This window comes from Hydrogenophaga taeniospiralis CCUG 15921 (assembly GCF_001592305.1).
GTDB lineage: Bacteria > Pseudomonadota > Gammaproteobacteria > Burkholderiales > Burkholderiaceae_C > Hydrogenophaga > Hydrogenophaga taeniospiralis.
Genome location: NZ_BCWR01000004.1, coordinates 262,373 through 283,853, shown reverse-complemented (window position 1 = coordinate 283,853; position 21,481 = coordinate 262,373). Strand labels below are relative to the sequence as shown.

Genomic DNA, 21,481 nt, shown 5'->3' with positions numbered 1-21,481 from the left:
CATGGCCGTGCGCAGCCAGCTGGAGGTGCACGGATTGCAGAAGGCCTACGGCAGCCGCAAGGTGGTCAAGAGCGTTTCGCTCACGGTGAACAAGGGGGAAGTGGTGGGGCTGCTGGGCCCCAACGGCGCGGGCAAGACCACCTCGTTCTACATGATCGTCGGGTTGCTGCGCGCCGACGGCGGCGAGATCCTGCTGGACGGGCAACGCATCGAGGCACTGCCCATCCACCGGCGGGCCCGGCTGGGGCTGGGCTACCTGCCGCAGGAAGCCTCCATCTTTCGCAAGCTCACGGTGGAGCAGAACGTGCGGGCCGTGCTGGAGTTGCAGCGCGACCAGGATGGCAAGCCCCTGTCCACCACCGAGATCACGCGCCGGCTCGACGAACTGCTCAAGGACCTGCGGGTGGACCACCTGCGCGACTCGCCCGCACCCTCGCTCTCCGGCGGGGAGCGGCGTCGGGTGGAGATTGCCCGGGCGCTGGCCACCCGGCCGCGCTTCATCCTGCTGGACGAACCGTTTGCCGGTATCGACCCGATCGCCGTGATCGAGATCCAGCACATCATCGGCTTCCTGAAATCGCGTGGCATCGGTGTGCTGATCACCGACCACAACGTGCGCGAGACCCTGGGTATCTGCGATCACGCCTACATCATCAGCGACGGACAGGTGCTCGCCAGCGGCACCACGGCCGAGATCGTGGAGAACGCCGAAGTGCGCCGGGTGTACCTCGGCGAGCACTTCAGGATGTGATGCATGGGACGCCCGTGTGTCTCGTGCCCGCCGGCCCGACCCGCTCGCCGGGCCTGTGTCTTCTTGTCTTGCCGGCCTGACGCATGAAACAAGGCCTGTCGCTGCGCGTCTCCCAGCATCTGGCGCTCACGCCCCAGTTGCAGCAGTCGATCCGTCTGCTGCAGCTGTCCACGCTGGAGATGGCGCAGGAGGTCGAGCAGATGCTCGACGAGAACCCGTTTCTGGAGCGCACCGAAGAGATCGCCGAGCGCGAGGCTTTTGGTCTGGAGCAGATCGACACGCCGGTGAGCGCGGGCGAGCAGATTGCCGAGGCGACGGTGGCGGCGGCCAGCGACCTGCCACCGGCCACCGAATTCGACGGCCCGCTGTCGCCTGCGTCGTCCACCGTGTCGTCGGCCGACGGCGGCGAGGGGGCTGACGGCGAGGCGCTGGAGAGCCGTCTCGATGGCGCCACGCCAATGGAGGAGAGCTGGGAAGGCGACGGCACGGTCGAGATGGCACCCGACGACAGCGAGTGGGGCGGTGACGCGCCGCCGCGCAACAACAACTCGTCGGGTGACGACGACGAGACCGCTAGTGCCGCCGACCTCGCGCGCGTGCCCGTCAGCCTGCAGGACCACCTGCACGACCAGGCCCGCTGCCTGCGCCTGAGCGACGAGGACAGCGCCGCGCTGTATTTCCTGATCGAGTCGCTCAACGACGACGGTTACCTGGAAGAAGGCCTGTCCGACCTGGCCAGCGCCTGGTTGCGGCTCTCGGCCCCGCCGGGGGCGCCGTTCGATCCGCAGGACCAACTGGAAGAGCGCGAAGCGCTCGAACAGCGCCTGGGCGTGGCGCTGCAGCTGCTGCAGCACATGGAGCCTTCGGGCGTGGGCGCGCGCGATCTGGGCGAATGCCTGCGGCTGCAGATCCTGGAGTTGCGCAACAGCGCCGAGGCGCGGGCCGCGCTGGCCATCTGCAGCCAGCCGCTGGAGCTCATGGCCAAGCGCGACATCAAGCGCCTGTGCAACCTGTGTGGCCTGGACGAAGCGATGGTGCGCGCCGGCCTGTCGTTGATCGCCCGGCTGGAGCCCAAGCCCGGGCGCCGCTTCGTCGATGTCGAGCGCAACGTGGTCGTGCCCGACGTCATCGTCACCCGCGCCGGGCGGGGCTTCAAGGTTCAGCTCAACGCCGAGGTCATGCCGCGCCTGCGCGTGCACGACGTCTACGCCAATGCCATGCGGCAAAACCGGGGCGGCCGCGACAACGGCGGCGAAGCCGGCCACGCCGCCATGCAGCAGCGGCTGCAGGAAGCGCGCTGGTTCATCAAGAACATCCAGCAGCGTTTCGACACCATCCTGCGCGTGTCCTCGGCCATCGTCGAGCGCCAGCGCAACTTCTTCATGCACGGCGAACTCGCCATGCGCCCGCTGGTGCTGCGCGAGATCGCCGACGAACTCGGCCTGCACGAATCCACCATCAGTCGCGTGACCACCGCCAAGTACATGGCCACGCCCTTCGGCACCTACGAGTTGAAGTATTTCTTCGGCTCCTCGCTCGGCACCGAAACCGGCGGCAACGCGTCGAGCACCGCGGTGCGCGCGCTGCTCAAGCAGTTCATCGCCTCCGAAGAGCCGGGCAAACCACTGTCGGACAACCAGCTCTCCGACCTGCTGCGCGAACAAGGCATCGAGTGCGCACGCCGCACCGTGGCCAAGTACCGCGAGGCCTTGCGCATCGCGCCGGCGAACCTGCGAAAAGCTTTGTAACCCCCCGCGCCGCTGCGCGTCACCCCCCAGGGGGCCATGCCAGCGGCCCGGCGAAGCCGGTTCCGCGGCATGTGCTGGAGGTGGGGCGCCGCCGCTGGCTTCGACGATCTTTTTTCGGCACCGCACTTCGAAATTGCCATGAACCAACTCAAACTCTTCCTCCCCTGCGCCGCCGGCGTCGAGGACTTTCTCGCCGCCGAGGTGCAGCGCATCACCAACGAGCCGCTGGCCTTCAAGGCGCGTGGTGGCGTGGGTGTGCAGGCCTCGTGGCGTGACGCCATGCGCCTGAACCTGCACAGCCGCCTGACCCAGCGCGTCCTGGTGCAGCTCTGGCACGGCGAGTACCGCAACGAAAACGACCTGTACAACGCCGCGGGCGAGGTGGCCTGGGAAATCTGGTTCACCCCGGCGCAGACCATCAAGGTCGAGATCACCGCCCAGCACAGCCCGCTGACCTCGCTCAATTTCGCCGCGCTCAAGATCAAGGACGCCATCTGCGACCGCTTCCGCGCCAAACGCGGCGAGCGCCCCAGCGTGGACACCACCTGGCCCGACGTGCGCATCTACGCCCACCTCACCACCGACAGCGTCACGCTCTACATCGACACCTCGGGCGAGCCGCTGTTCAAGCGCGGCTGGCGCGAAGACAAGGGCGACGCGCCGCTGAAGGAAACCCTGGCCGCCGCCATGATCGCCGCCACCGGCTGGGACGCCTGCGCCGACCAGCCGCTCGACGACATTCCCCCGCTCTACGACCCCTGCTGTGGCAGCGGTACGGTGGTGATCGAAGCCGCGCAGATCGCGCTGAACATTCCGCCCGGCCTGCTGCGCCGTTTTGCGTTTGAAAAGATGCTGCCGTTCCAGGCCCACGTGTGGCAGGCCATCAAGGACGACGCCGTGCGCCAGCAGCGCGAGTGGCCGGTGGGCCACGCCCCCATCGTCTTCGGCAGCGACGTGTCGTTCCGCATGGTGGACTTCGCGCAGCGCAACGCCGAGCGCGCCGGCGTGGCCCAGGCGCTGGAGCTGCGCGGCGGCGACGCCCTGCAGCGCATGCCGCCCAGCCAGAAACCCGGCGTGATGCTGCTCAACCCGCCGTATGGCGAGCGCATCGCCGCCGCCGGCGTGGCGGGTGAAAACGCCAGTGCGCGCGCGCTGCGCCAGGCGCCGCGCACCTTCAGCGTCGGCCAGGGCCGTGCGGACCCGCAGGCCTCGCGGCTGGGCCGCGAGAGCGCGCAGATGGCCGATGGCGGCGACGGCAGCGAGTTCTTCCAGCAGCTCGCGGCCCACTGGAAGAGCCACTACGCCGGCTGGAGCGCCTGGCTGCTCACGCCCGACCTCAAGCTGCCGGGCAAGATGCGTTTCAAGGAATCGCGCCGCGTGCCACTGTGGAACGGCCCCATCGAGTGCCGGCTGTTCCGCTTCGACCTCGTGGCGCGCAGGACATGAACCCACCCCGCCGCGCGACGCGCTCAAGGCCCTTCGCTGCGGTGGTGCGGGAAGCGGGACGCTGAGCGATGCCCATGGACGTGCTGGTGCTCGACACCAACATCGTGCTCGACCTGTGGGTCTACGAAGACCCGGCCACCGAGCCCCTGCGCGCGGCGCTCGCCGAGCCACGCACGGTCTGGCTGGCCACGGACGCGATGCGCGAGGAACTCGCGCGCGTGCTGGCCTATCCGCAGATCGTCAAACGCCTGGCCGCCCGCGCCTTGCCCGCCGGCGAGGTGCTGGCCGCGTTCGACCGGCGCGTGCAGATCGTGTCCGACGCATCCAAAGCGCCCTACACCTGCAAAGACGCCGACGACCAGAAATTCATCGACCTGGCCGTGGCCCACGGCGCGGCGCTGCTGAGCAAGGACGCCCACGTGCTCTCGATGGCCCGGCGGCTGGACAGACTGGGCGTGCGTGTGAGCCGCCAGTGGCCGGGCGCCCTCAGCCCGGATGCAGTGTCGCGCTGATCTCTGCCGCGTCCAGCGGATCGGCAAACACCGTGTTGTGCCGCTCGGTCAGCGGCCCGCCGCCGGGGACCAGCTCTCCCCGCGCCGTATAGCCCACGGCCTTGAATTTCCACACCGCGCCGATGCGTTTGAGGTTGCCCACATGCCGGCCCTGCGCGTCCAGTACCGCGCAGGCGGTGTCGTTCAGGGGCTGGAGCGTGAAGGCGTTGTCGGTCATGGCGGCATGGTAGCGGGCCGGGCCAGGCGCGGGTCCATACTGGCGTGGTTGCCACCGTCTGCGACACGATCATCACCATGCACCGTCTGACGAAGTTGTTTCTGGGCGCCGTTGTCGGCGGCTCGCTGGTTCTGGCCTGGGGGTATTGGCACGCGCTCGGACACGCCAGTCTTCATCTGCAGGTGAACGACCACGCGCTGAAGTCGGCGAATGTCCTGTACGACAGTCCGCACCACGTGCGCCTGACGTTGCGCGACCGCGCCGGCGGTGTGCTCGCGATGGCGCAGTCTGTCGAGCCACAGGGCTACATCCTGGCGGTTCACCCGGACGCTTCCATCGGCAACTGCGAGCGCCGTGGTGACCCGGGGGCCGCGGTCCAAACCCCGCAGGCGGATTACGCGGCGTGCTACAGGCGGTACTCGGCCTGGTCTGCCAACTGGGCCCCCCGCGTTCACAGTGCGGACGTGGTGGTGGGGGCCTGCTCGCTGCGGGGCGTTCCGGTGGAGGTCCGCCGGTCCAACAGCGAATGGCTGCTCTGGTGGGTGCCGCTCCCCCATGTGGGCGGCGTGCCGCGGCAATACTTCGCCTTCTCGGTGGCCATCGACAGCGGCACCTGCACTTCCGTCGTGCGATGAGCGCCCAGTCCCGTGCGAGGGGCGCCGGTCAACGGGAGGGCGCTGCGACCCGATCTCCAGGGCTCGGGCTTGCGGACAGATCCAGCAGCCGAGCGAGTTCGGGTGTGTTCATCGGGAAGCGCTCCACCACACCGGTCACTGTGGCCCACAAGGCGGCATCGTGCTGGTGGGATTTCTGGTCAGACTCGCGCCAGTCGTAGGGCTGCCAGCCGTTCTGGCGTGACACGCGGTCGCCTTCCAGCGCCAGCGCTTCGAGCAGGACTTTCATGAACGCCGCGCCGTGCAGGCGAGGGTCTTCGAGTACGGGCCGGCCATCCGCATAGCGCATGGCCGGCAGGGTGTCGGGCACCGGCATCTCGCCGGCCGGGTCTAGCAAACGCGTCAACCGGTTCCAGAACGCCCCGGCCTGGTAGGACGAGGCCCACAGGGCGCTGAGCGCGGCAGGCGTGACCGGCAGGGCTCGGGCGGTATCGGTGTCCGGACCCAGCGCCGACTCGGCCCAGCGTGCGGTGCCTTCGGTGAACCAGCCCACCTTGAACGGGGTGTAGCCGTTCTGAAACAGGTGGAACAGTTCGTGGGCCGGGGTCTGATTCGGGGGGCTCCAGCGGGTGTCCAGGTCGATGCGCAGCGCGCAGCGCGCCGTGGGCCCATCGGCGCCGTGGGCGTACTGCCGGACCTCGTCGTAGGCCCGGCCGTGCGACACCGCGTCCGCCGGCCCAATGGCCAGCAGGTGGACGTCGATGCCCTGCGCTCGTGCGCGGTAGCGGGGCTGCTGCAGGGGATGCGCGAGGCCGATCGCCTCGACGAATATGCGCCGTGCCGAGATCAGCTGGCGGGCGGCGTCCTCCACTGCATCGGGCACGCCGTTGCCGTCCGCATCCTGGGTGTGGCGCAAGGCATGGGGCCCGCGCAGGGTGTAGAAGATCCGGAACTCATCGGCTTGGTGGACACGGTCCAGCGCGGCCAGCTCGGGCGGCTGGCGCACCGGACAGGCAACCGGGTCCGCGGCGCGCGCGGGCGTGCCGCTCCACAGCATCAGCCCCGCCATGAGCGCCCCCAGGCCCAGCCCGGTGCGCATGGGTGTGGGTGTGGGAGCTGCACCCACATGCGACCGCTGGGTTTGTGAGGCCCGGGCCCTCCGGAGGGTCGGGGTGGACCGGGGGTGATCCGTTGTGGCATTGAGCATGTGGGTCCCATCGCTTCGGAACGTGTTCGCGCGCTCCCGGGAGGCTGCGGACGTCCGAGGATGGAACGATAGCGGATCGGGCCCCGCCGCGGGGGCCCCGTCAGAGCGGCCGGGGCACCCCGGGCAGGCCGGCGTGGGACGCCGAAGCGGGCGGGTGGTCGGCGGCCATCAGTCGGGGGTGCGCGCCAAACACCTGCGGCAGCGATTTCTGTTCCGGCAGCACGTAGATCACGGCGCGGCGGGTGGCGAAGGTGGGGGCGATGTGCGCGTCGAAAAACGCCGCCGGCACGTTGATGCAGCCGTAGGAAATGCGCTTGTCGGCCACCGAGTTCGAGGCCAGGCGCTCCAGCCGGCGCTCGCGGGGCTGCGTGGTGCGCACCCGGTGCATGGAGACGGCGGCCTCGTGGTCCACCCACACCACGTCTTCGCCGGTGTGGTTGCGTCCACGGATGCCCAGGAAGCGCCCCGCGGGTGTGGTGCGCTCTTCGGGGCGCACGTCTTCGATGGGCCGCAGACCGATGCCGGGCACCGTGTCGTCGCCCTGGGCCGAGCCCAGCAGCACCGGCGTGGAGGCGCTCAATCGCGCCGCCGCGTCGAACAGGTAGAGCTGGGCCGCTTTCTTGTCGATCACGACGAAGGCCATGCCGGCGTTGTCGCCGGTCTCGACCACCCAGTGGGCGAGCAGGCGGGTGTCGTCGGAGGCGGCGGCGCTGCCCAGATCGGGCAGGCGAGGGGGCTGGCCGCTGGCGGCACTGGCCACGGCCGGTCCCTGCAACGGCGTCCGGTGGTGTGGCGGCAGCAGCAGCGCCAGCGCGGCGATGCCGACCAGCGCGCCGCGCCGGATGTCTTCGATACGGAACAGGCGGGTCGCGTCCCGTGGTTCGGATGGGGAATCTGGATGGGTGTGGACGTTCATGGTGTCACCCCGAAAGCCGCATGGCATGGAGCCTTCAGCAACGCCACCCCGGGGATGTCTTCGCCGGGGCGGCGCCGGGTCGAAGCGGGCCACCGATGGGGATCGGCCCGCTTCGGCCCCAGGGCATCAGTTGCGGTCGGCGCGCACCATGGGTTCGGTCATGCCGGTTTCGGGCGCGGTGGTGTCCGGCGCTGCGGGGGTGGCGGCCGGCGTGGTCGTCGTGTCCGCAGGCGGCGTCATGGGCTGCGCTTCGGTCGCGGGCGTCTGGGCCTCAGCCGGGCCCGGGGTGGACTGGGCGTAGGCCAGACTGACCGCACCGACGATGGCCAGGGCGGACAAGGAGGTGGTGACGAATTGTGTTGCCTTCATGATGGGTTTCCTTCAGCGTGACTGCACAGGGCAGGGGGTTGATGAATCCAGCCGGGAAATGCCGACCGGATTGCAGACTAGGGGGCGCGGTGTGATGCGTCTGTGCGAAAACACACACAAAACCGAGAGCGCTTGCTCTCCTCCCGCGGACGCCTCGCGAACGGACGTCTTCCCCTTTTGTTTCAGGGCCTGTATGTGCGGCAACGCACCGACCGGGTGGGGTCTGTTGGCGATGCTGAGGGTGTCACCCGGAGGAACCTCATGACACAGACCGCACGCATTGTTGGCACGGTGGAATACCGCGAAGGCGATGGCCCGAACATCGTGATCCGCCGCGGCCCGGTGACGCTGGAAATGGGGGCCAACGACGTCACGCTGAGCTGGGTCGACGAAGAAACCCACGGCTCGGCGGCCATGCCCTTGATCGACTTCAAGCGCTACGTGGCTGAAGGCGTGATCGTGCTGGACTCGTGAGCGGCTGAGGGCAGTTGGTCGGCGGCTTCTCGCAGCAGGTCGCGCAGCCAGATCAGGCCCGGATCGCGGCTGCGGTACTTGTGCCACTGCATGGCCTGGTGGAGGGTTTTCATCGGCATCGGCACAGGCCGTATCTCGATGGGCAGCAGGCCCTGAAGCTTGCTGGCGAGTCGCGAATGCACGGTGGCGATCAGGTCGGTGCCGACCACCAGATAGGGCATCGCGCTGAAGCTGTAGGTGGTGAGTCCGATCTCGCGGGTCAGCCCGTGGTCGTTGGCCAGCCAGGTGTCGAACACCGGCAGACTGCCATCGGGCGGGCGCATCGATACGTGGCGCGCCATCATGTAGCGCTCCATCGTCAGGCTACCCAGCGCCAGCGGGCTCTCCCGCCACACCACACACACGAAGCGGTCGTCGAACAGTTGGTCCAGCGGATGGTCCGGCGAACAGAAGTTCTCCGGAATGATCAGCAGGTCGGCCTCGCCGCGCTCCAGGTGGCGGTGGGGCTGGTTCACCTGGGGCTTGAGGTTGAAACGTGCCCGGCTGCCGCGCTGGCTGGTCAGCGCCAGCATGCCCGGCACCAGCACCTCCATCGAGTAGTCCGAGACAAACAGCGTGAACTCGCGGTCCGATGCCGTCGGGTCGAAGGCGGGTCGCGCGGCCACCGTCGTGTCGATGCGCACCAGCACATCGCGCACCGCCTCGTGCAGCAGCTCGGCACGCGGCGTCAGCTCCATGCGACCCCCCACCTGCACCAGCAGCTCGTCGTCGAAATACTGGCGCAACCGCGAGAGCGCGTTGCTCATGGTGGACTGGCTGAGGAACACGCGCTCGCCGGCCCGCGTGACGTTCTTTTCGGTCAGCAGGGCGTCCAGCGCAACGAGCAGGTTGAGGTCGAGTTTCTTGAATCGCATGGCGGGGTCGGCTGCTAGTGTGCATCAGCCTTGGCGAGGTGGCGGGCGGGGTCCACAGGGTTCTAGGGTTTGCCCTGATATTTCAAAAGCCGATGGAAAGGATTCGCACAACCCATTTCCCAGGGCATGTCCTTCTCCCTAAAGTCGCGGCTCGTCTGATCTGGATCAAGTTGCCTGGATCGACGAGGACCCCACACCTACAAGGAGACAAGCCATGCCCGTTCGAGCGAATGCCCGAAAAGCCCCTGCGCGCAGGTCCGCCGCACGCCCCGCGTTTTCCTGCCTATTTCTGGCGCTGTTGACGGCCCAGTCGGCCTCGGCGATCGAGATCGACACCGGCAACCCCGACTGGACCCTGCGCTGGGACAACACCGTCAAGTACAGCCTGATGCAGCGCCTCAAGAGCGCGTCGCCCACGCTGTCCGCGCAGATGCCGCTGACCGTCAACCAGGACGACGGCGACAACAACTTCAAAAAGGGCCTGGTCTCCAACCGGCTGGACCTGCTGACCGAGCTGGACCTCGCCGGCCCGGGCTACGGCGCCCGCCTCAGTGGCGCGGCCTGGTACGACAGCGTCTACAACGGCAAGACCGACAACACCGGCTTCACCGCCAACCACCGGCCGGGCACGGCGTTCGCGCCCGAGACCCGCGACCTCATGGGCCGCAAGGCCGAGCTGCTCGACGCCTTCGTCTACGGCAAGTTCGATCTGGGCGAGCGCCCGGCCTCGGCGCGGCTGGGCCGCCATACCCTGCTCTGGGGCGAGAGCCTGTTTTTCGGTGCCAACGGCATCGCGGGCGGCCAGGCGCCGCTGGACCTGATCAAGCTGCTGTCGGTGCCCAACGCCACCTTCAAAGAGGTCGCCATGCCCACCGGCAAGCTCTCCGGCCAGGTGCAGCTGACGCCCGACGTGTCCCTGGGCGCCTACCTCGCCTACGAATGGGAGAAGACCCGCCTGATGCCGGCGGGCGCCTACCTCTCGAGCAGCGACTCGCTCGGCCCCGGCGCCGAGCGCATCCTGGCCGGCCCCACGGCCAGCTTCGAGCGCCAGCCCGACCTGGACGCCAAGGACAGCGGGCAGGGCGGTGTGCAGCTGCGGTTCCGTGCGCCGTCGCTCGACACCGACTTCGGTCTCTACGCCATCCGCTACCACGCCACCACGCCCAGCAACATCAACACCGTGCTCACGGGTGTGCCCCCCGCCGTGATGCCCAGCAGCTACCGCTGGATGTACCACGAGGGCGTGCGCGCCTTCGGCGCCAGCTTTGCCAAGTCGGTGGGTGAGTGGGGTTGGGCCGGCGAGGTCTCGGTGCGCCAGAACACGCCACTGGCCAGCTCAGGGCAGAGCACGCTCTCGACCATCGGTGTCAACGCGGGACTGAACAACAACAGCAACCCCGGCTACGCCGTGGGCGAGACGGCACATGCGCAGGTCTCGTGGATTGCATCGCTCGGGCCGTCTTTCCTGTCGAGAGAGTCGTCGTTCGTGGGTGAAGTGGCGTGGAACACGCGGCTGAAAGTCACGCGCAACGAGCACATGCTCAACCCCAATGCCGACAAATCGGCGCTTGGCATGCGCATGGTCTTTTCGCCGACCTACCGCCAGGTGCTGCCTGGCCTGGATCTCTCGCCCAGCATCGGCCTGGGCTACGCCAAGGGCAAGTCTTCGGCCGTCGGGCCGGGCTTCGGCGTCGACGGCGGCGGCGACATCAGCCTGGGCCTGAATGCGGTCTACCTCGGGTCCTGGAACCTGGGCGTGAACTACGTGCATTTCCTGGGTAAGGCCGCGCCCACGCTCGACGCCAACAACAACGCCGTGTACCAGCAGGCACTGAAAGACCGGAACTACCTGACCGTGTCGCTGCGCACCACTTTCTGACCGAGGAGACCCCCATGAAACACATGTCCCATTGGGCCCCGGCGCTGTTGTGCGCCCTGGTGGCCACGACCGCCGCCCACGCCGGCGTGACCGCCCAGGAGGCCGCGCGCCTCAAGACCGACCTGACCCCCCTGGGCGCCGAGCGCGCCGGCAACAAGGACGGCAGCATCCCGGCCTGGACCGGGGGCTACACCACCGCGATTCCCGGCTTCAAGAACGGTGGCCGCCGCGGCGACCCGTTTGCGAGCGAGAAGCCGCTCTACAGCATCACCGCCGCCAACATGGCCGAGCACGCGGCCAAGCTGACCGAGGGCACCCAGGCCCTGCTCAAGAAGTACCCGCAGACCTTCCGCGTCGATGTCTACAAGACCCATCGCACCGCGGCCGCGCCGCAATGGGTCTACGACAACACCTTCAAGAACGCCACCAGCGCGAAGATCGACGGCGGCGTCGTCGCCGGCGCCTTCGGCGGCATTCCGTTCCCGATCCCCAAGACCGGTGAAGAGGTCATGGCCAACCACGAGCTGCACTGGCGCGGCGAGGCCTGGCAGGCCGACTTCCGGGGCTACCTCGGCACGGCCAGTGGCCAGCGTGTGCTGTCGGTCGAGGGCCGGGGCGACTTCCAGATGCCGTACTACGCCAACGGCGAGGCCGACAAATTCAATGGCGGGTACTGGGCGATCCGCCTGGTCAACAGCGGCCCGCCGGTGCGGGCCGGCGAAGCCATCACCGGGGTCCTGAACCTCGACCAGGACAAGAGCTCGTCCTGGGTCTACCTGACCGGCCAGCGCCGCGTGCGCAAGCTGCCCAACGCCTGCTGCGACACGCCCACCCCCGCCACCGCCGGCGTGGCCAGCTTTGACGAGGTTGACGTCTTTGCCGGCCGCAACGACCGCTTCGACTGGAAGCTCGTGGGCAAGCAGGAAATGCTGATTCCCTACAACAGCAACCGCCTGCACACCCCGGCCAAGGACAGCGACGTGCTGCTGGCCAACCACCTCAACCCGGACCATGTGCGCTGGGAGCTGCACCGCGTGTACGTGGTCGAGGCCACGCTGAAAGCTGGCCAGCGCCACCAGGCGCCCAAGAGCCGCTACTACGTGGACGAAGACACCTGGGTGGCCGTGCTGGGCGACCGCTGGGATGCCAAGGGCCAGCTGTGGAAGACCATCTGGTCGCACCCGGTGGTGATGCCCGATCTGCCGGCCACCACGCCGCAGCAGCAGTGGGGTTTCAACGACCTGATCTCGGGCGCCTGGTACGCCAGCGGCGTGGTCAACGAGCGCAACCAGCACTACAAGATCGTGCCGCGCCGTCCGGACAGTTACTTCACGCCCGACGCCATGGCCGGCGACGGCGTGCGCTGAGCGGACCCCACCATGCGTCTGTCGAAACCCCTCGCTGCGACCTTGCTCGTGACCACCCTCGCGGTGGCCGGGCCGGCCCTGGCCCAGACCCGGGTGGGCGATGCGCTGCAGCGGCCCGCCCTCGCGGTGAAGGCGCCGCAGCGCGCCGTGCTGCTCGCGGCGGCCCAGGCCGGCGCGCGCCTGGTGGCGGTGGGCGAGCGCGGCATCGTGGCCCTGAGCGACGACCGCGGTGCCCACTGGCGCCAGGCCCCCAGCCCGGTGAGCGTGACGCTGACCATGGTGCGCTTCGCCGACGAGCAACACGGCGTGGCCGTGGGCCACGGCGGCACGGTGCTGACCACCACCGACGCGGGCACCAGCTGGCGCCTGCGCCTCGATGGCCGGCGCCTGGCCGAGCTGGCCAAGGCCGCCGCCACCACGCCCGCTGCGCAGCAGGACGCCGAGCGCCTGCTGGCCGACGGACCCGACAAACCCTTCCTCGACGTGCTGCAGTGGGACGCCAAGCGCCTGCTCGCGGTCGGGGCCTACGGGCTGGCCTTCTACAGCGCCGACGGCGGCGAGAGCTGGGCGCCCTGGATGGACCGCCTGCCCAACCCCAAGGCCCTGCACTGGTATGTGGCGCGGCGCGCGGGCGACACCCTGCTGCTGGCCGGCGAACAGGGCCTGCTGGCCCGCTCCGGCGACGGCGGCCAGACCTTTCAGACCATGAATTCCCCTTACAAAGGCAGCTGGTTCGCCGGTGAGATCCGCGCCGACGGTCAGGCCGTGCTGGCCGGGCTGCGCGGCAATGTGTGGCGCTCCACCGATGGCGGCGCGCAGTGGACGCAGCTGGCCTCGCCGGTGCCGGCCACCATCACCGCCATGGCGGTCGACGCCAAAGGCGGGCTGCTGCTCGCCAGCCAGGCCGGCGTGGTGCTGCGCCTGCAGGGCGATGCGCTGCTGCCGCTGAAGGCGCCCCCGGTGCCCATGCCCTCGGCCCTGCTGCCGCTGCAGGACGGACCGCTGCTCACGCTCGGTGTGGCCGGTGTGGTGCCTGTTGACGCGGGAGCGCTTCAATGAGTACCCAGGCATTCGATCCCCGCTCGGGCTCGCTGATCGAGCGCGCGCTGTTCAACCACCGCGCCATCGTCGTGCTGCTGTGTGCGCTGGTCACGCTGCTGCTGGGCTGGCAGGCCACGCGCCTGCAGCTCAACGCCAGCTTCGAAAAGACCATCCCCACCAGCCACTCCTACATCCAGAACTACCTCGCGCACCAGGCCGAGCTGAGTGGCCTGGGCAACGCGGTGCGCATCGCGGTGGCGCGGCCCGAAGGGAGCATTTATGACGCGAAGTACCTCGACACCCTGCGGCGCCTGAGCGACGAGGTGTTCCTGCTGCCCGGCGTGGACCGCGCGCGCATGAAGTCGTTGTGGACTCCGACCACGCGCTGGGTCGGCGTGACCGAAGACGGCCTCGAAGGTGGGCCGGTGATCCCCGACGGCTTCGATGGCTCCCCGCCCAAGCTGCAGCAGCTCGCCGCCAACGTGGCGCGCTCGGGCGAGATCGGCCAGACCGTGGCGCGCGATGCGAAGTCCTCGGTGATCTTCGTGCCGCTGCTCGCCAGGGACGCCGAAGGCCAGGCCATCGACTACGCCCGGCTCTCGGGCCAGCTCGACGCGTTGCGCGCGACCTACGAAGCCGAAGGCGTCACGGTGCACATTACCGGCTTCGCCAAGATCGTGGGCGACCTGATCGACGGCGTGAAGGCGGTGCTGGTGTTCTTCGCCATCGCGGTCGCCATCGCCACCGCCATGGTGTTCTGGTACACGCACTGCGTGCGCTCCACGCTGCTGGTGGTCACGGCCTCGCTGATCGCGGTGGTCTGGCAACTGGGCCTGCTGCCGCTGCTGGGCTACGCGCTGGACCCGTATTCGATCCTCGTGCCCTTCCTGGTGTTCGCCATCGGCATGAGCCACGGCGCGCAGAAGATGAACGGCATCATGCAGGACGTGGGCCGCGGCGTGGACAAGCTGGTGGCCGCGCGCTTCACCTTCCGCCGGCTGTTCCTCGCCGGACTCACGGCCCTGCTGGCCGACGCGGTGGGCTTCGCGGTGCTGCTGGTGATCGACATCCAGGTCATCCGCGAACTGGCGACTGCCGCGTCCATCGGCGTGGCGGTGCTGATCTTCACCAACCTGATCCTGCTGCCCATCCTGTTGAGCTACACCGGCGTGAGCGCGAGCGCCGCCGCGCGCAGCCTGCGATCCGAACAGGCCGATGCGGCGGGTGCGGACAAGCACCCGATGTGGGCCTTCCTCGACCGCTTCACCCGGCGCCCCTGGGCCTCGGTGGCAGTGGCCGTGGGGCTGCTGATGGGCGTGGGCGGTTTCGTCGCGAGCACGCAGCTCAAGATCGGCGACCTCGACCCCGGTGCGCCCGAGCTGCGCGCGGACAGCCGCTACAACCGCGACGTGGCCTTCATGAACGCGGCCTACGGCGCGGGCAGCGACGTGCTGGCCGTGATGGTGAAGACGCCCGAGGGCCAGTGTTCGGCCTACGAGACGCTCAACAAGATCGACGCGCTCGAGTGGGAGCTGCGCCAGATCGACGGCGTGGAGAACACCAACACGCTCGCGCTGCTCAACCGCCGCGTGCTCTCGGGCCTGAACGAAGGCAACCCGCGCTGGTACGAGTTCCTGCCCAACCAGGACATGCTCAACACCGTGACGGCCAGCGCGCCGCGCGGCCTCTACAACGACGCCTGCGGCCTGCTCACGGTCTACGTCTACCTGCGCGACCACAAGGCCGACACGCTGAGCCGCGTGGTGGACCACGTCGAGGCCTTCGCCCGGGTCAACAACACGGCCGACACGCAGTTCCTGCTCGCCGCCGGCAGCGCCGGCATCGAGGCCGCGACCAACATCGTCGTCAAGGACGCCTGGCGCACCATGCTGCTGATGGTCTACAGCGCCGTGGTGCTGCTGTGCTTCATCACCTTCCGCTCCTGGCGCGCGGTGGTGGTGGCGGTGCTGCCGCTGGTGGTGACCTCGTTCTTGGCCGAGGCGCTGATGGTGGCGCTGGGCATGGGCGTCAAGGTGGCCACGCTGCCGGTGATCGCGCTGGGCGTGGGCATCGGCGTGGACTACGCGCTCTACATCCTGTCCATCACGCTGGCCCAGCTGCGCGAGGGCAAGAGCCTGTCGGACGCCTACTACCGCGCCCTGCTGTTCACCGGCAAGGTGGTGATGCTCACCGGTGTCACCCTGGCCATCGGCGTGATCACCTGGGTCGCCAGCCCCATCAAGTTCCAGGCCGACATGGGTCTGCTGCTGGCCTTCATGTTCCTGTGGAACATGCTGGGTGCCCTGCTGCTGGTGCCGGCGCTCGCGCATTTCCTGCTCAAGCCAAAAGCCGTGGCGCCGGACCTGGTGGTCGAGGCTTTCGGTGCACAACCGGCGGTTCGCTGAAGGGAGACCCCATGTATCAACATCTGCTGGTTCCTCTGGATGCAAGCCCGCTGGCCGCCGTGCTGATCGAGCGTGCCGTGGCCTATGCCCGGGCCACGGCGGCCCGCCTCAGTTTCCTGCACGTGCGCGACGACCTGAGCAGCCATGGCGACGGTGCCTTGCTGCACGCCCTGTCGCCCGAGCTGTTTGCCCAGGCGGCATCGGGCAACGCCGCCGTGCTGGTCGCCCGGGCCGAGACCGCCGCACGGGCCGCCGGTGTGACCGCCCATGCCTTGGTGGTCACCAGCGAACGACCGGCCGAGGCCATCTTGCGGACGGCCCATGAGCGAGGCGCCGACCTGATCGCGCTGGCCTCGCACGGACGCCGCAAGGGTCTCGGCGGTCTCAAGGGCGCGCTCGTCGGATCGGTCACTCGCCAGTTGCTGGAGCAGTCCGACCTGCCGGTGCTGGTGATGGCGGTGGAAACCCACCTGCCGCAATACAGCGACGAGCAGCGTGCGCTCATGGTGCTGCGTGATGAACACCGATCGCTGTCGGCCGTGCTCAACGCCTTGCTGACCGAAACACAGCGCCCTGCGCCAGCACAGGACCGGGCACTGCTGAGGGCCATGCTGTTCTACATCGAGCAGTTCCCCGAACGCCTGCACCACCCCAAGGAGGAGACACAGCTGTTCGCTCGCCTGCGCCAGCGCACCACGGCTTTTGACGGACTGCTGGATGAGCTGCAGGCACAGCACGCCCAGGGTGCCAGCGCTTTTGTCGCGCTGCAACGCAGCCTGCGGGCCGAGGAGCTGACGGACTTTGCCGCGCAGGCGCAGACCTTCGCACATCAGCAATGGCGCCACATGGACCACGAAGAAAAAGTGGTGCTGCCCGCCGCCAGCCAGCACCTGCTGCCCGAGGACTGGCGGGCCATCGCCGAGGCTTTCGAGGCCAACGCCGACCCACGCCTCGGAACCGGCGAGTCCTTCGATCGCCTGGCCTCGCGGCTGCTGGAACTGGCTCGCAGGGCCTGAAACGCTTCATCACAACGCTCTCACTTCATTGCTTCACACACGAACATGTTCAAGTATTTCCCCACCAACTACGTCTGGAACCTCTCGGTCGATCTCGCGATCGAGATGGGCGCGCGCATCGGCGAAATCGAGCAGATGTGCGCCCCCCTGCAGGAGGCCGCCAAGGCGCCGGACGCCGCCGGCACGGCCGCCTTCCGCGAGACCTGGGTGCGCATGGCCGACCGGCTCTGCGAACTGGCCGCCGAAGACGAGGCCATGGGCCGCCTGTTGTCGGCCGGCGAAAAATACCGCCGCGCGGCCAGCTACCTGATCACCGCCGAGCGGCTTCAGGCACACAATGCACCCGGCCGGCTGGCGATCTACCAGCGCGAGCTGGCGCTGTTCGAGAAGGGCTCGCGCCTGCTGGGCGACAAGGTCCAGCGGGTGGAGATTCCGTATGAAGGCAAGCACCTCTCGGCGTTGTACTACCCCGCCGATGGCCTGCAGCCCGGCGAGCGCGCGCCCCTGTGTGTGCAGCTCAACGGTCTGGATTCGACCAAGGAGATGAAGCATCTCGTCGGTCTGCCGCTCTGGCTGGCCAAACGCGGCGTGTCGTCCCTGGTGGTGGACCAGCCCGGCACGGGCGAGGCGCTGCGCCTGCAGGGCCTGACCGCACGCTTCGACACCGAGCACTGGGCCAGCCGCGTGGTCGACTGGCTGGAGCAGCGCGACGACGTGGACCCCAAGCGCATCGGCTGCGAGGGCGTCTCGCTCGGCGGCTACTACTGCCCGCGCGCCGTCGCGATGGAGCCGCGATTTGCCTGCGGCGTGGCCTGGGGTGCCAACCACGACTGGCGCGACGTGCAGAAGCGCCGGCTGGAGAAGGAAGGCGACTTCCCGGTGCCGCACTACTGGGCCCACGTCTGCTGGGTCTGGGGCGCCAAGGACATCGATGACTTCATGCGCATCGCCGAGGACGTGCACTTGGACGGCGTGGTCGAGAAGATCCGCGTGCCGTTCCTGGTGACGCACGGTGAAAAGGATTCGCAGATCCCGCTCAAGTGGGCGCACCGCACTTATGAGCAGCTGATCAACAGCCCCAAGCGCGAACTCAAGGTCTTCACCGACCGCGAAGGTGGCGCCCAGCACGCCAGCTTCGACAACTCCATCAACGCCGGCCACTACATCGCTGACTGGCTGGCCGAAACCCTGGGTGGCCGCACGGCCTGATCCTTGCCGACCGTTGAACCCTGCCATCAAACCCATTTCCCAAGAAACGACCTCCATGGACATCTCGATCGACCGGCGCAGGCTGCTGCTGGCCTCCATAGCGCTGGGCGCCGCCAACGGCGGAACGCCGGCCCAGGCCGCAGCCCCCGGCCAGAGCAGCCCCATCCACCCCGATCTGGCCGTGAAGCTCATCATCGTCGGGCGCCGTAGGCCCGGCACCACCCTGGCCGAGCACCGTCACCACATCCGCAAGGTCCATGGCGAGCTGGTGCTGCAGAACATCGCGGCCGACCCCGCCAACGCCCCGCGGCGCTATGTGCAGAACGCGGTGTTTGACGGCTCCTTCCGCGCCAGCGTCCCCGGTACCGACCCCTTTGCGCTGAACCGCGACTTCGTCACCCAGATCTGGGTGCCCGACCTGCAGACCTTGGGCCGCGCCCGGCAGTCGCCGTTCTACCTGCAGAAGGTCAAGCACGACGAAGACAACTTCGTCGACCAGGCCAACGTCGTCTTCATGCCCGTGCGCGAGCGCGTGGTGGCGGGCACTCCCGTGCCAGGCAACCAGCGCGTCAAGCTCTTCGGCTTCGTGCAACGGGCAGCCAACGCCGCCCCAGAAGACTTCCGCCGCGCCTGGGGCTCGACGGCATGGACCACGGGGGGCAGCGGCCCGTTGCGCCATGTGCAGAACGACACGCTGCCGACGCCCATGGGCCCAGCGCCCCTCGACGGCATCGATGAATGCTGGTTCGGCGACGAAGCCAGCGCCTACGAGTTCCTGGGGCGGTGGAACGCCTGGGTGAACGACACCCTGGTCCGTCCCGGCCTGGCGGCCGCCGGCAGCCATTTCGCGCTGCTGGCCCGCGAGGACGTGGTCCATGCCGGCCCCCAATGACCCCTTCACCCCACCTCCGATAGGACACACCATGAAAATCACCGGACTGGAAACCCTGGTATTTGGCGTCGAGGACCTCGACGGCTGCGCACAGTACCTCAAGGACTATGGCTTGATCGCGGCGCGCGAGGACGCCCGCGGTGGCCGCTACGAAGCGCTCGATGGCTCGGCGGTCGAACTCGCCCTGGCTAGCGACAGCGCCCTGCCCCCGGCCATGCCCAACGGCTGCCTGCTGCGCAAGACGGTACTGGGCGTGACCGATGCCGCCACGCTGGACGCCATCGCGGCCGAGCTGGGCAAGGACCGCGACGTCAAGCGCCTGGCCGACGGCAGCCTGGAGTCGGTCGACGACGCCGGCTTCACGCTGGGCTTCCAGATTTCCCGCAAGCGCGACCCGGGCCTGCCAGGCGAAATCGCCAACGTGCCTGGCTCACCGTTCCAGCGCCGCGCCAACCAACTGGGGGTCGATCCCGCCGCCGGGCCGATCCGTGCGCGCACGCTCTCGCACATCGTCTACTTCGTGCCCGATGTGGCCAAGGCCGAAGCCTTCTACGTGAACCGCCTGGGCTTTCGTTGCACCGACCGTTTCACCGGCGTCGGCCCGTTCCTGCAACCCGGCGGCTCGCTCGAACACCATTCGCACTTCCTGATCGGCGCGCCGGAGTTCATGAAGGGCGTGGAGCACTTCACCTTCCACTTCAACGGACCGACCGAAGTGATGCGCAACGGCAGCCAATTCATCGAAAAGGGCTACCAGGCCTTCTGGGGGCCGGGTCGCCACTGGTTTGGCTCCAACTGGTTCTGGTACTTCAACAGCCCGTTTGCCTGCCACGTGGAGATGGACGCGGACATGGACCTGCACGACAGCACCTGGACCGCGCGCGAGGTGCCGATGAGTGCCGACGCCTCACAGGCCTTTTTGCTGCGCTCCCGGGAAACGTGGATCCCCGGCCCCGGCTCATCCGCCAACGGCGACTACGCATGAATGCCATGGGCACGCACCGCTGGCCGCTGTGTCACGACCACGAACTGGCGGAAGGGCAGGTGCGCGGCTTCGACCCTGAGGGAGAAGGGCAGGACACGCTCTTCGTCCTGCGGCATGAAGGCCGGTTGCACGCCTGGGCCAACGCCTGTCCGCACATGGGGGTGCCCATGGCCTGGAGACGGCACGCGTACCTGAACGCGAGCGGCACCCATGTGCAGTGCCATGCGCACGGCGCGCTGTTCGACAAAGCCAGCGGGCTGTGCGTGCAGGGGCCATGCCTGGGGCAATCCCTGAGGCGGCGCGAGCTGGTGGTGGACCAGGATGGCCAGGTGAAGGTGCTGGCCCTGATGAACAAGATTTGAAAAACTATCCTACGAGGTGACAACATGACAGCAGTGAACAAGGTATTGGTGATCGGCGGCGGCTTCTCCGGCATGGCGGCCGCGATCCAGTTGCGCAAGGTCGGCGTCGCCGTCGACCTGGTGGAGATCGATCCGCACTGGTGCCCACTGGGCGCAGGCATCACGGTCAGCGGGCCGACGCTGCGCGCCCTGCAGACACTGGGCGTGTACGAGGCCGTGGTCGAGCATGGCATGGTGTCCGACGGGCTGGAGCTCTGCACACCCAACGGCCACAAGATGGCCGACATCCCGACGCCGTCCCCCATGGGCTCCAGCGTGGGCGGCGGAGGAGGGATCATGCGACCGGTCCTGGCCCGCATCCTTTCGGAGGCGACACGCCAGGCCGGCGTCGAGGTGCATCTGGGCTGCACGCACACGGCGATCGCACAGGATGCCGATGGCGTGGACGTCACCTTCACCGACGGACGCAGCGGTCGTTATGACCTGGTGATTGGCGCCGACGGCGTGCACTCGGCGCTGCGTGCGGCCTTCTTCCCGGAGGTCAAGCCACCCGAATACATCGGCCAAGGCGTCTGGCGTGCCGTGATGCCCCGCCCCGACACCGTCATCCGCCCGCGCATGTGGCTCGATGAGCACATCAAGATCGGCGTCAACCCGGTCTCGAAGACGCACATGTACATGTTCATCACCGAAGACCGGCCGACCAAGGAACACATCGACACGACCACCTGGCCGCAGGTGTTCGCCGACCTGATGGGCGCCTTCCCCGATCCGCTGATCCAGTCCTTGATTCCGCACGCGCTCACCCCCGAGGCCGCCATCGACTACCGCCCGCTGGCCAATCTGCTGGTGCCCGCCCCCTGGAACCGGGGCCGCGTGGTCCTGATCGGAGACACCGTGGCCGCCACCACGCCGCACCTGGCCTCGGGAGCCGGCATCGGCATCGAGAGCGGTATCGTGCTGGCCGAGGAACTGGGCGCCGCCGACGATCTGCAGACGGCGCTGGACCGGTTCCACGCCCGCCGCTTCGGCCGCTGCGAACTGGTGATCCGCAACTCCGAACGCCTGTGCCGCATCGAGATCGAGGGCGGTGACAAGCAGGAGCACAGCCGCATCATGCGCGAGTCGCTGATGGCGCTGGCCCAGCCCATCTGACC

The 21,481-nt window shown here is 68.5% G+C and carries 21 protein-coding genes; 16 read left to right on the top strand and 5 right to left on the bottom strand.

The window, feature by feature from the left end:
- The first annotated feature begins 1 nt into the window (after position 1).
- The 4 genes from lptB to HTA01S_RS05270 all read left to right on the top strand — a co-directional run bounded on the left by lptB (position 2) and on the right by HTA01S_RS05270 (position 4,457).
- Positions 2-751, top strand: coding sequence for an LPS export ABC transporter ATP-binding protein (lptB, locus tag HTA01S_RS05285; RefSeq protein WP_068168124.1), 750 nt, complete (start codon positions 2-4; stop codon positions 749-751).
- 83 nt (positions 752-834) lie between these two features.
- Positions 835-2,499: an RNA polymerase factor sigma-54 gene (rpoN, locus tag HTA01S_RS05280; RefSeq protein ID WP_068167529.1), complete on the top strand. Its 1,665-nt coding sequence runs from the start codon at positions 835-837 to the stop codon at positions 2,497-2,499.
- 138 nt (positions 2,500-2,637) lie between these two features.
- Complete coding sequence (locus tag HTA01S_RS05275; protein WP_068168121.1) at positions 2,638-3,945, top strand: THUMP domain-containing class I SAM-dependent RNA methyltransferase; 1,308 nt, start codon at positions 2,638-2,640, stop codon at positions 3,943-3,945.
- Between the two features lie 74 nt (positions 3,946-4,019).
- Entirely contained in the window at positions 4,020-4,457 is a 438-nt protein-coding gene (locus tag HTA01S_RS05270) for a putative toxin-antitoxin system toxin component, PIN family (protein ID WP_068167528.1), read from the top strand.
- On the opposite strand, the gene HTA01S_RS05265 is transcribed toward HTA01S_RS05270, so the two are convergent.
- On the bottom strand, positions 4,432-4,674 hold the full coding sequence (locus tag HTA01S_RS05265; RefSeq protein ID WP_068167527.1) for a hypothetical protein: 243 nt from the start codon (positions 4,672-4,674) through the stop codon (positions 4,432-4,434). The genes HTA01S_RS05270 and HTA01S_RS05265 overlap by 26 nt on opposite strands.
- A 44-nt stretch (positions 4,675-4,718) precedes the next feature.
- Here HTA01S_RS05265 and HTA01S_RS05260 point away from each other — a divergent pair, with 44 nt between their 5' ends.
- Complete coding sequence (locus HTA01S_RS05260; RefSeq protein WP_068167526.1) at positions 4,719-5,309, top strand: hypothetical protein; 591 nt, start codon at positions 4,719-4,721, stop codon at positions 5,307-5,309.
- Positions 5,310-5,337: 28 nt separating this feature from the next.
- Here HTA01S_RS05260 and HTA01S_RS05255 read toward each other — a convergent pair whose 3' ends face one another.
- From HTA01S_RS05255 to HTA01S_RS05245, 3 genes are all read right to left on the bottom strand, one after another.
- On the bottom strand, positions 5,338-6,387 hold the full coding sequence (locus HTA01S_RS05255; RefSeq protein WP_068167525.1) for a hypothetical protein: 1,050 nt from the start codon (positions 6,385-6,387) through the stop codon (positions 5,338-5,340).
- Positions 6,388-6,595: 208 nt separating this feature from the next.
- Positions 6,596-7,411, bottom strand: coding sequence for a hypothetical protein (locus HTA01S_RS25120; RefSeq protein WP_157571978.1), 816 nt, complete (start codon positions 7,409-7,411; stop codon positions 6,596-6,598).
- 126 nt (positions 7,412-7,537) lie between these two features.
- The gene (locus HTA01S_RS05245) at positions 7,538-7,780 is read right to left on the bottom strand and encodes a hypothetical protein (RefSeq protein WP_068167524.1); all 243 of its coding nucleotides are present in this window, start codon (positions 7,778-7,780) and stop codon (positions 7,538-7,540) included.
- 261 nt (positions 7,781-8,041) lie between these two features.
- On the opposite strand from HTA01S_RS05245, the gene HTA01S_RS05240 reads away from it, so the two are divergent.
- A complete protein-coding gene (locus tag HTA01S_RS05240) occupies positions 8,042-8,254 on the top strand; it encodes a hypothetical protein (protein ID WP_068167523.1) in 213 nt (70 codons plus the stop codon).
- Here HTA01S_RS05240 and HTA01S_RS05235 read toward each other — a convergent pair.
- The gene (locus HTA01S_RS05235) at positions 8,218-9,168 is read right to left on the bottom strand and encodes a LysR family transcriptional regulator (protein ID WP_068167522.1); all 951 of its coding nucleotides are present in this window, start codon (positions 9,166-9,168) and stop codon (positions 8,218-8,220) included. The genes HTA01S_RS05240 and HTA01S_RS05235 overlap by 37 nt on opposite strands.
- A gap of 214 nt (positions 9,169-9,382) precedes the next feature.
- Between HTA01S_RS05235 and HTA01S_RS05230 the strand changes: the two genes are divergently transcribed.
- From HTA01S_RS05230 to HTA01S_RS05185, 10 genes are read left to right on the top strand one after another with little or no spacing between them, the layout of a single operon-like run.
- Positions 9,383-11,047: a DUF1302 domain-containing protein gene (locus HTA01S_RS05230; RefSeq protein WP_068167521.1), complete on the top strand. Its 1,665-nt coding sequence runs from the start codon at positions 9,383-9,385 to the stop codon at positions 11,045-11,047.
- A gap of 14 nt (positions 11,048-11,061) precedes the next feature.
- Positions 11,062-12,414, top strand: coding sequence for a DUF1329 domain-containing protein (locus tag HTA01S_RS05225; protein WP_068167520.1), 1,353 nt, complete (start codon positions 11,062-11,064; stop codon positions 12,412-12,414).
- A 12-nt stretch (positions 12,415-12,426) separates the two neighbouring features.
- On the top strand, positions 12,427-13,473 hold the full coding sequence (locus HTA01S_RS05220) for a WD40/YVTN/BNR-like repeat-containing protein (protein WP_157571977.1): 1,047 nt from the start codon (positions 12,427-12,429) through the stop codon (positions 13,471-13,473).
- Positions 13,470-15,860, top strand: coding sequence for an efflux RND transporter permease subunit (locus HTA01S_RS05215; RefSeq protein ID WP_068167519.1), 2,391 nt, complete (start codon positions 13,470-13,472; stop codon positions 15,858-15,860). Before HTA01S_RS05220 ends, HTA01S_RS05215 begins: the two co-directional genes overlap by 4 nt.
- Before the next feature lie 11 nt (positions 15,861-15,871).
- Positions 15,872-16,876 (top strand): universal stress protein, encoded by a 1,005-nt coding sequence (locus HTA01S_RS05210; RefSeq protein ID WP_068167518.1) that lies wholly within the window; start codon positions 15,872-15,874, stop codon positions 16,874-16,876.
- A gap of 45 nt (positions 16,877-16,921) precedes the next feature.
- Positions 16,922-18,085, top strand: a complete 1,164-nt coding sequence (locus HTA01S_RS05205) for an alpha/beta hydrolase family protein (RefSeq protein ID WP_068167517.1) — start codon at positions 16,922-16,924, stop codon at positions 18,083-18,085.
- Positions 18,086-18,140: 55 nt separating this feature from the next.
- A complete protein-coding gene (locus HTA01S_RS05200; RefSeq protein WP_068167516.1) occupies positions 18,141-18,977 on the top strand; it encodes an EthD domain-containing protein in 837 nt (278 codons plus the stop codon).
- Between the two features lie 31 nt (positions 18,978-19,008).
- Positions 19,009-19,962 carry a VOC family protein gene (locus HTA01S_RS05195; RefSeq protein ID WP_068167515.1) on the top strand — a complete coding sequence of 318 codons (954 nt, stop codon included), beginning with the start codon at positions 19,009-19,011 and terminating at the stop codon, positions 19,960-19,962.
- Positions 19,959-20,324, top strand: a complete 366-nt coding sequence (locus HTA01S_RS25115; RefSeq protein ID WP_157571976.1) for a Rieske (2Fe-2S) protein — start codon at positions 19,959-19,961, stop codon at positions 20,322-20,324. The genes HTA01S_RS05195 and HTA01S_RS25115 overlap by 4 nt, the downstream gene beginning before the upstream one ends.
- A gap of 24 nt (positions 20,325-20,348) precedes the next feature.
- Positions 20,349-21,479 carry an FAD-dependent oxidoreductase gene (locus HTA01S_RS05185; RefSeq protein WP_068167513.1) on the top strand — a complete coding sequence of 377 codons (1,131 nt, stop codon included), beginning with the start codon at positions 20,349-20,351 and terminating at the stop codon, positions 21,477-21,479.
- Positions 21,480-21,481 lie beyond the last annotated feature (2 nt).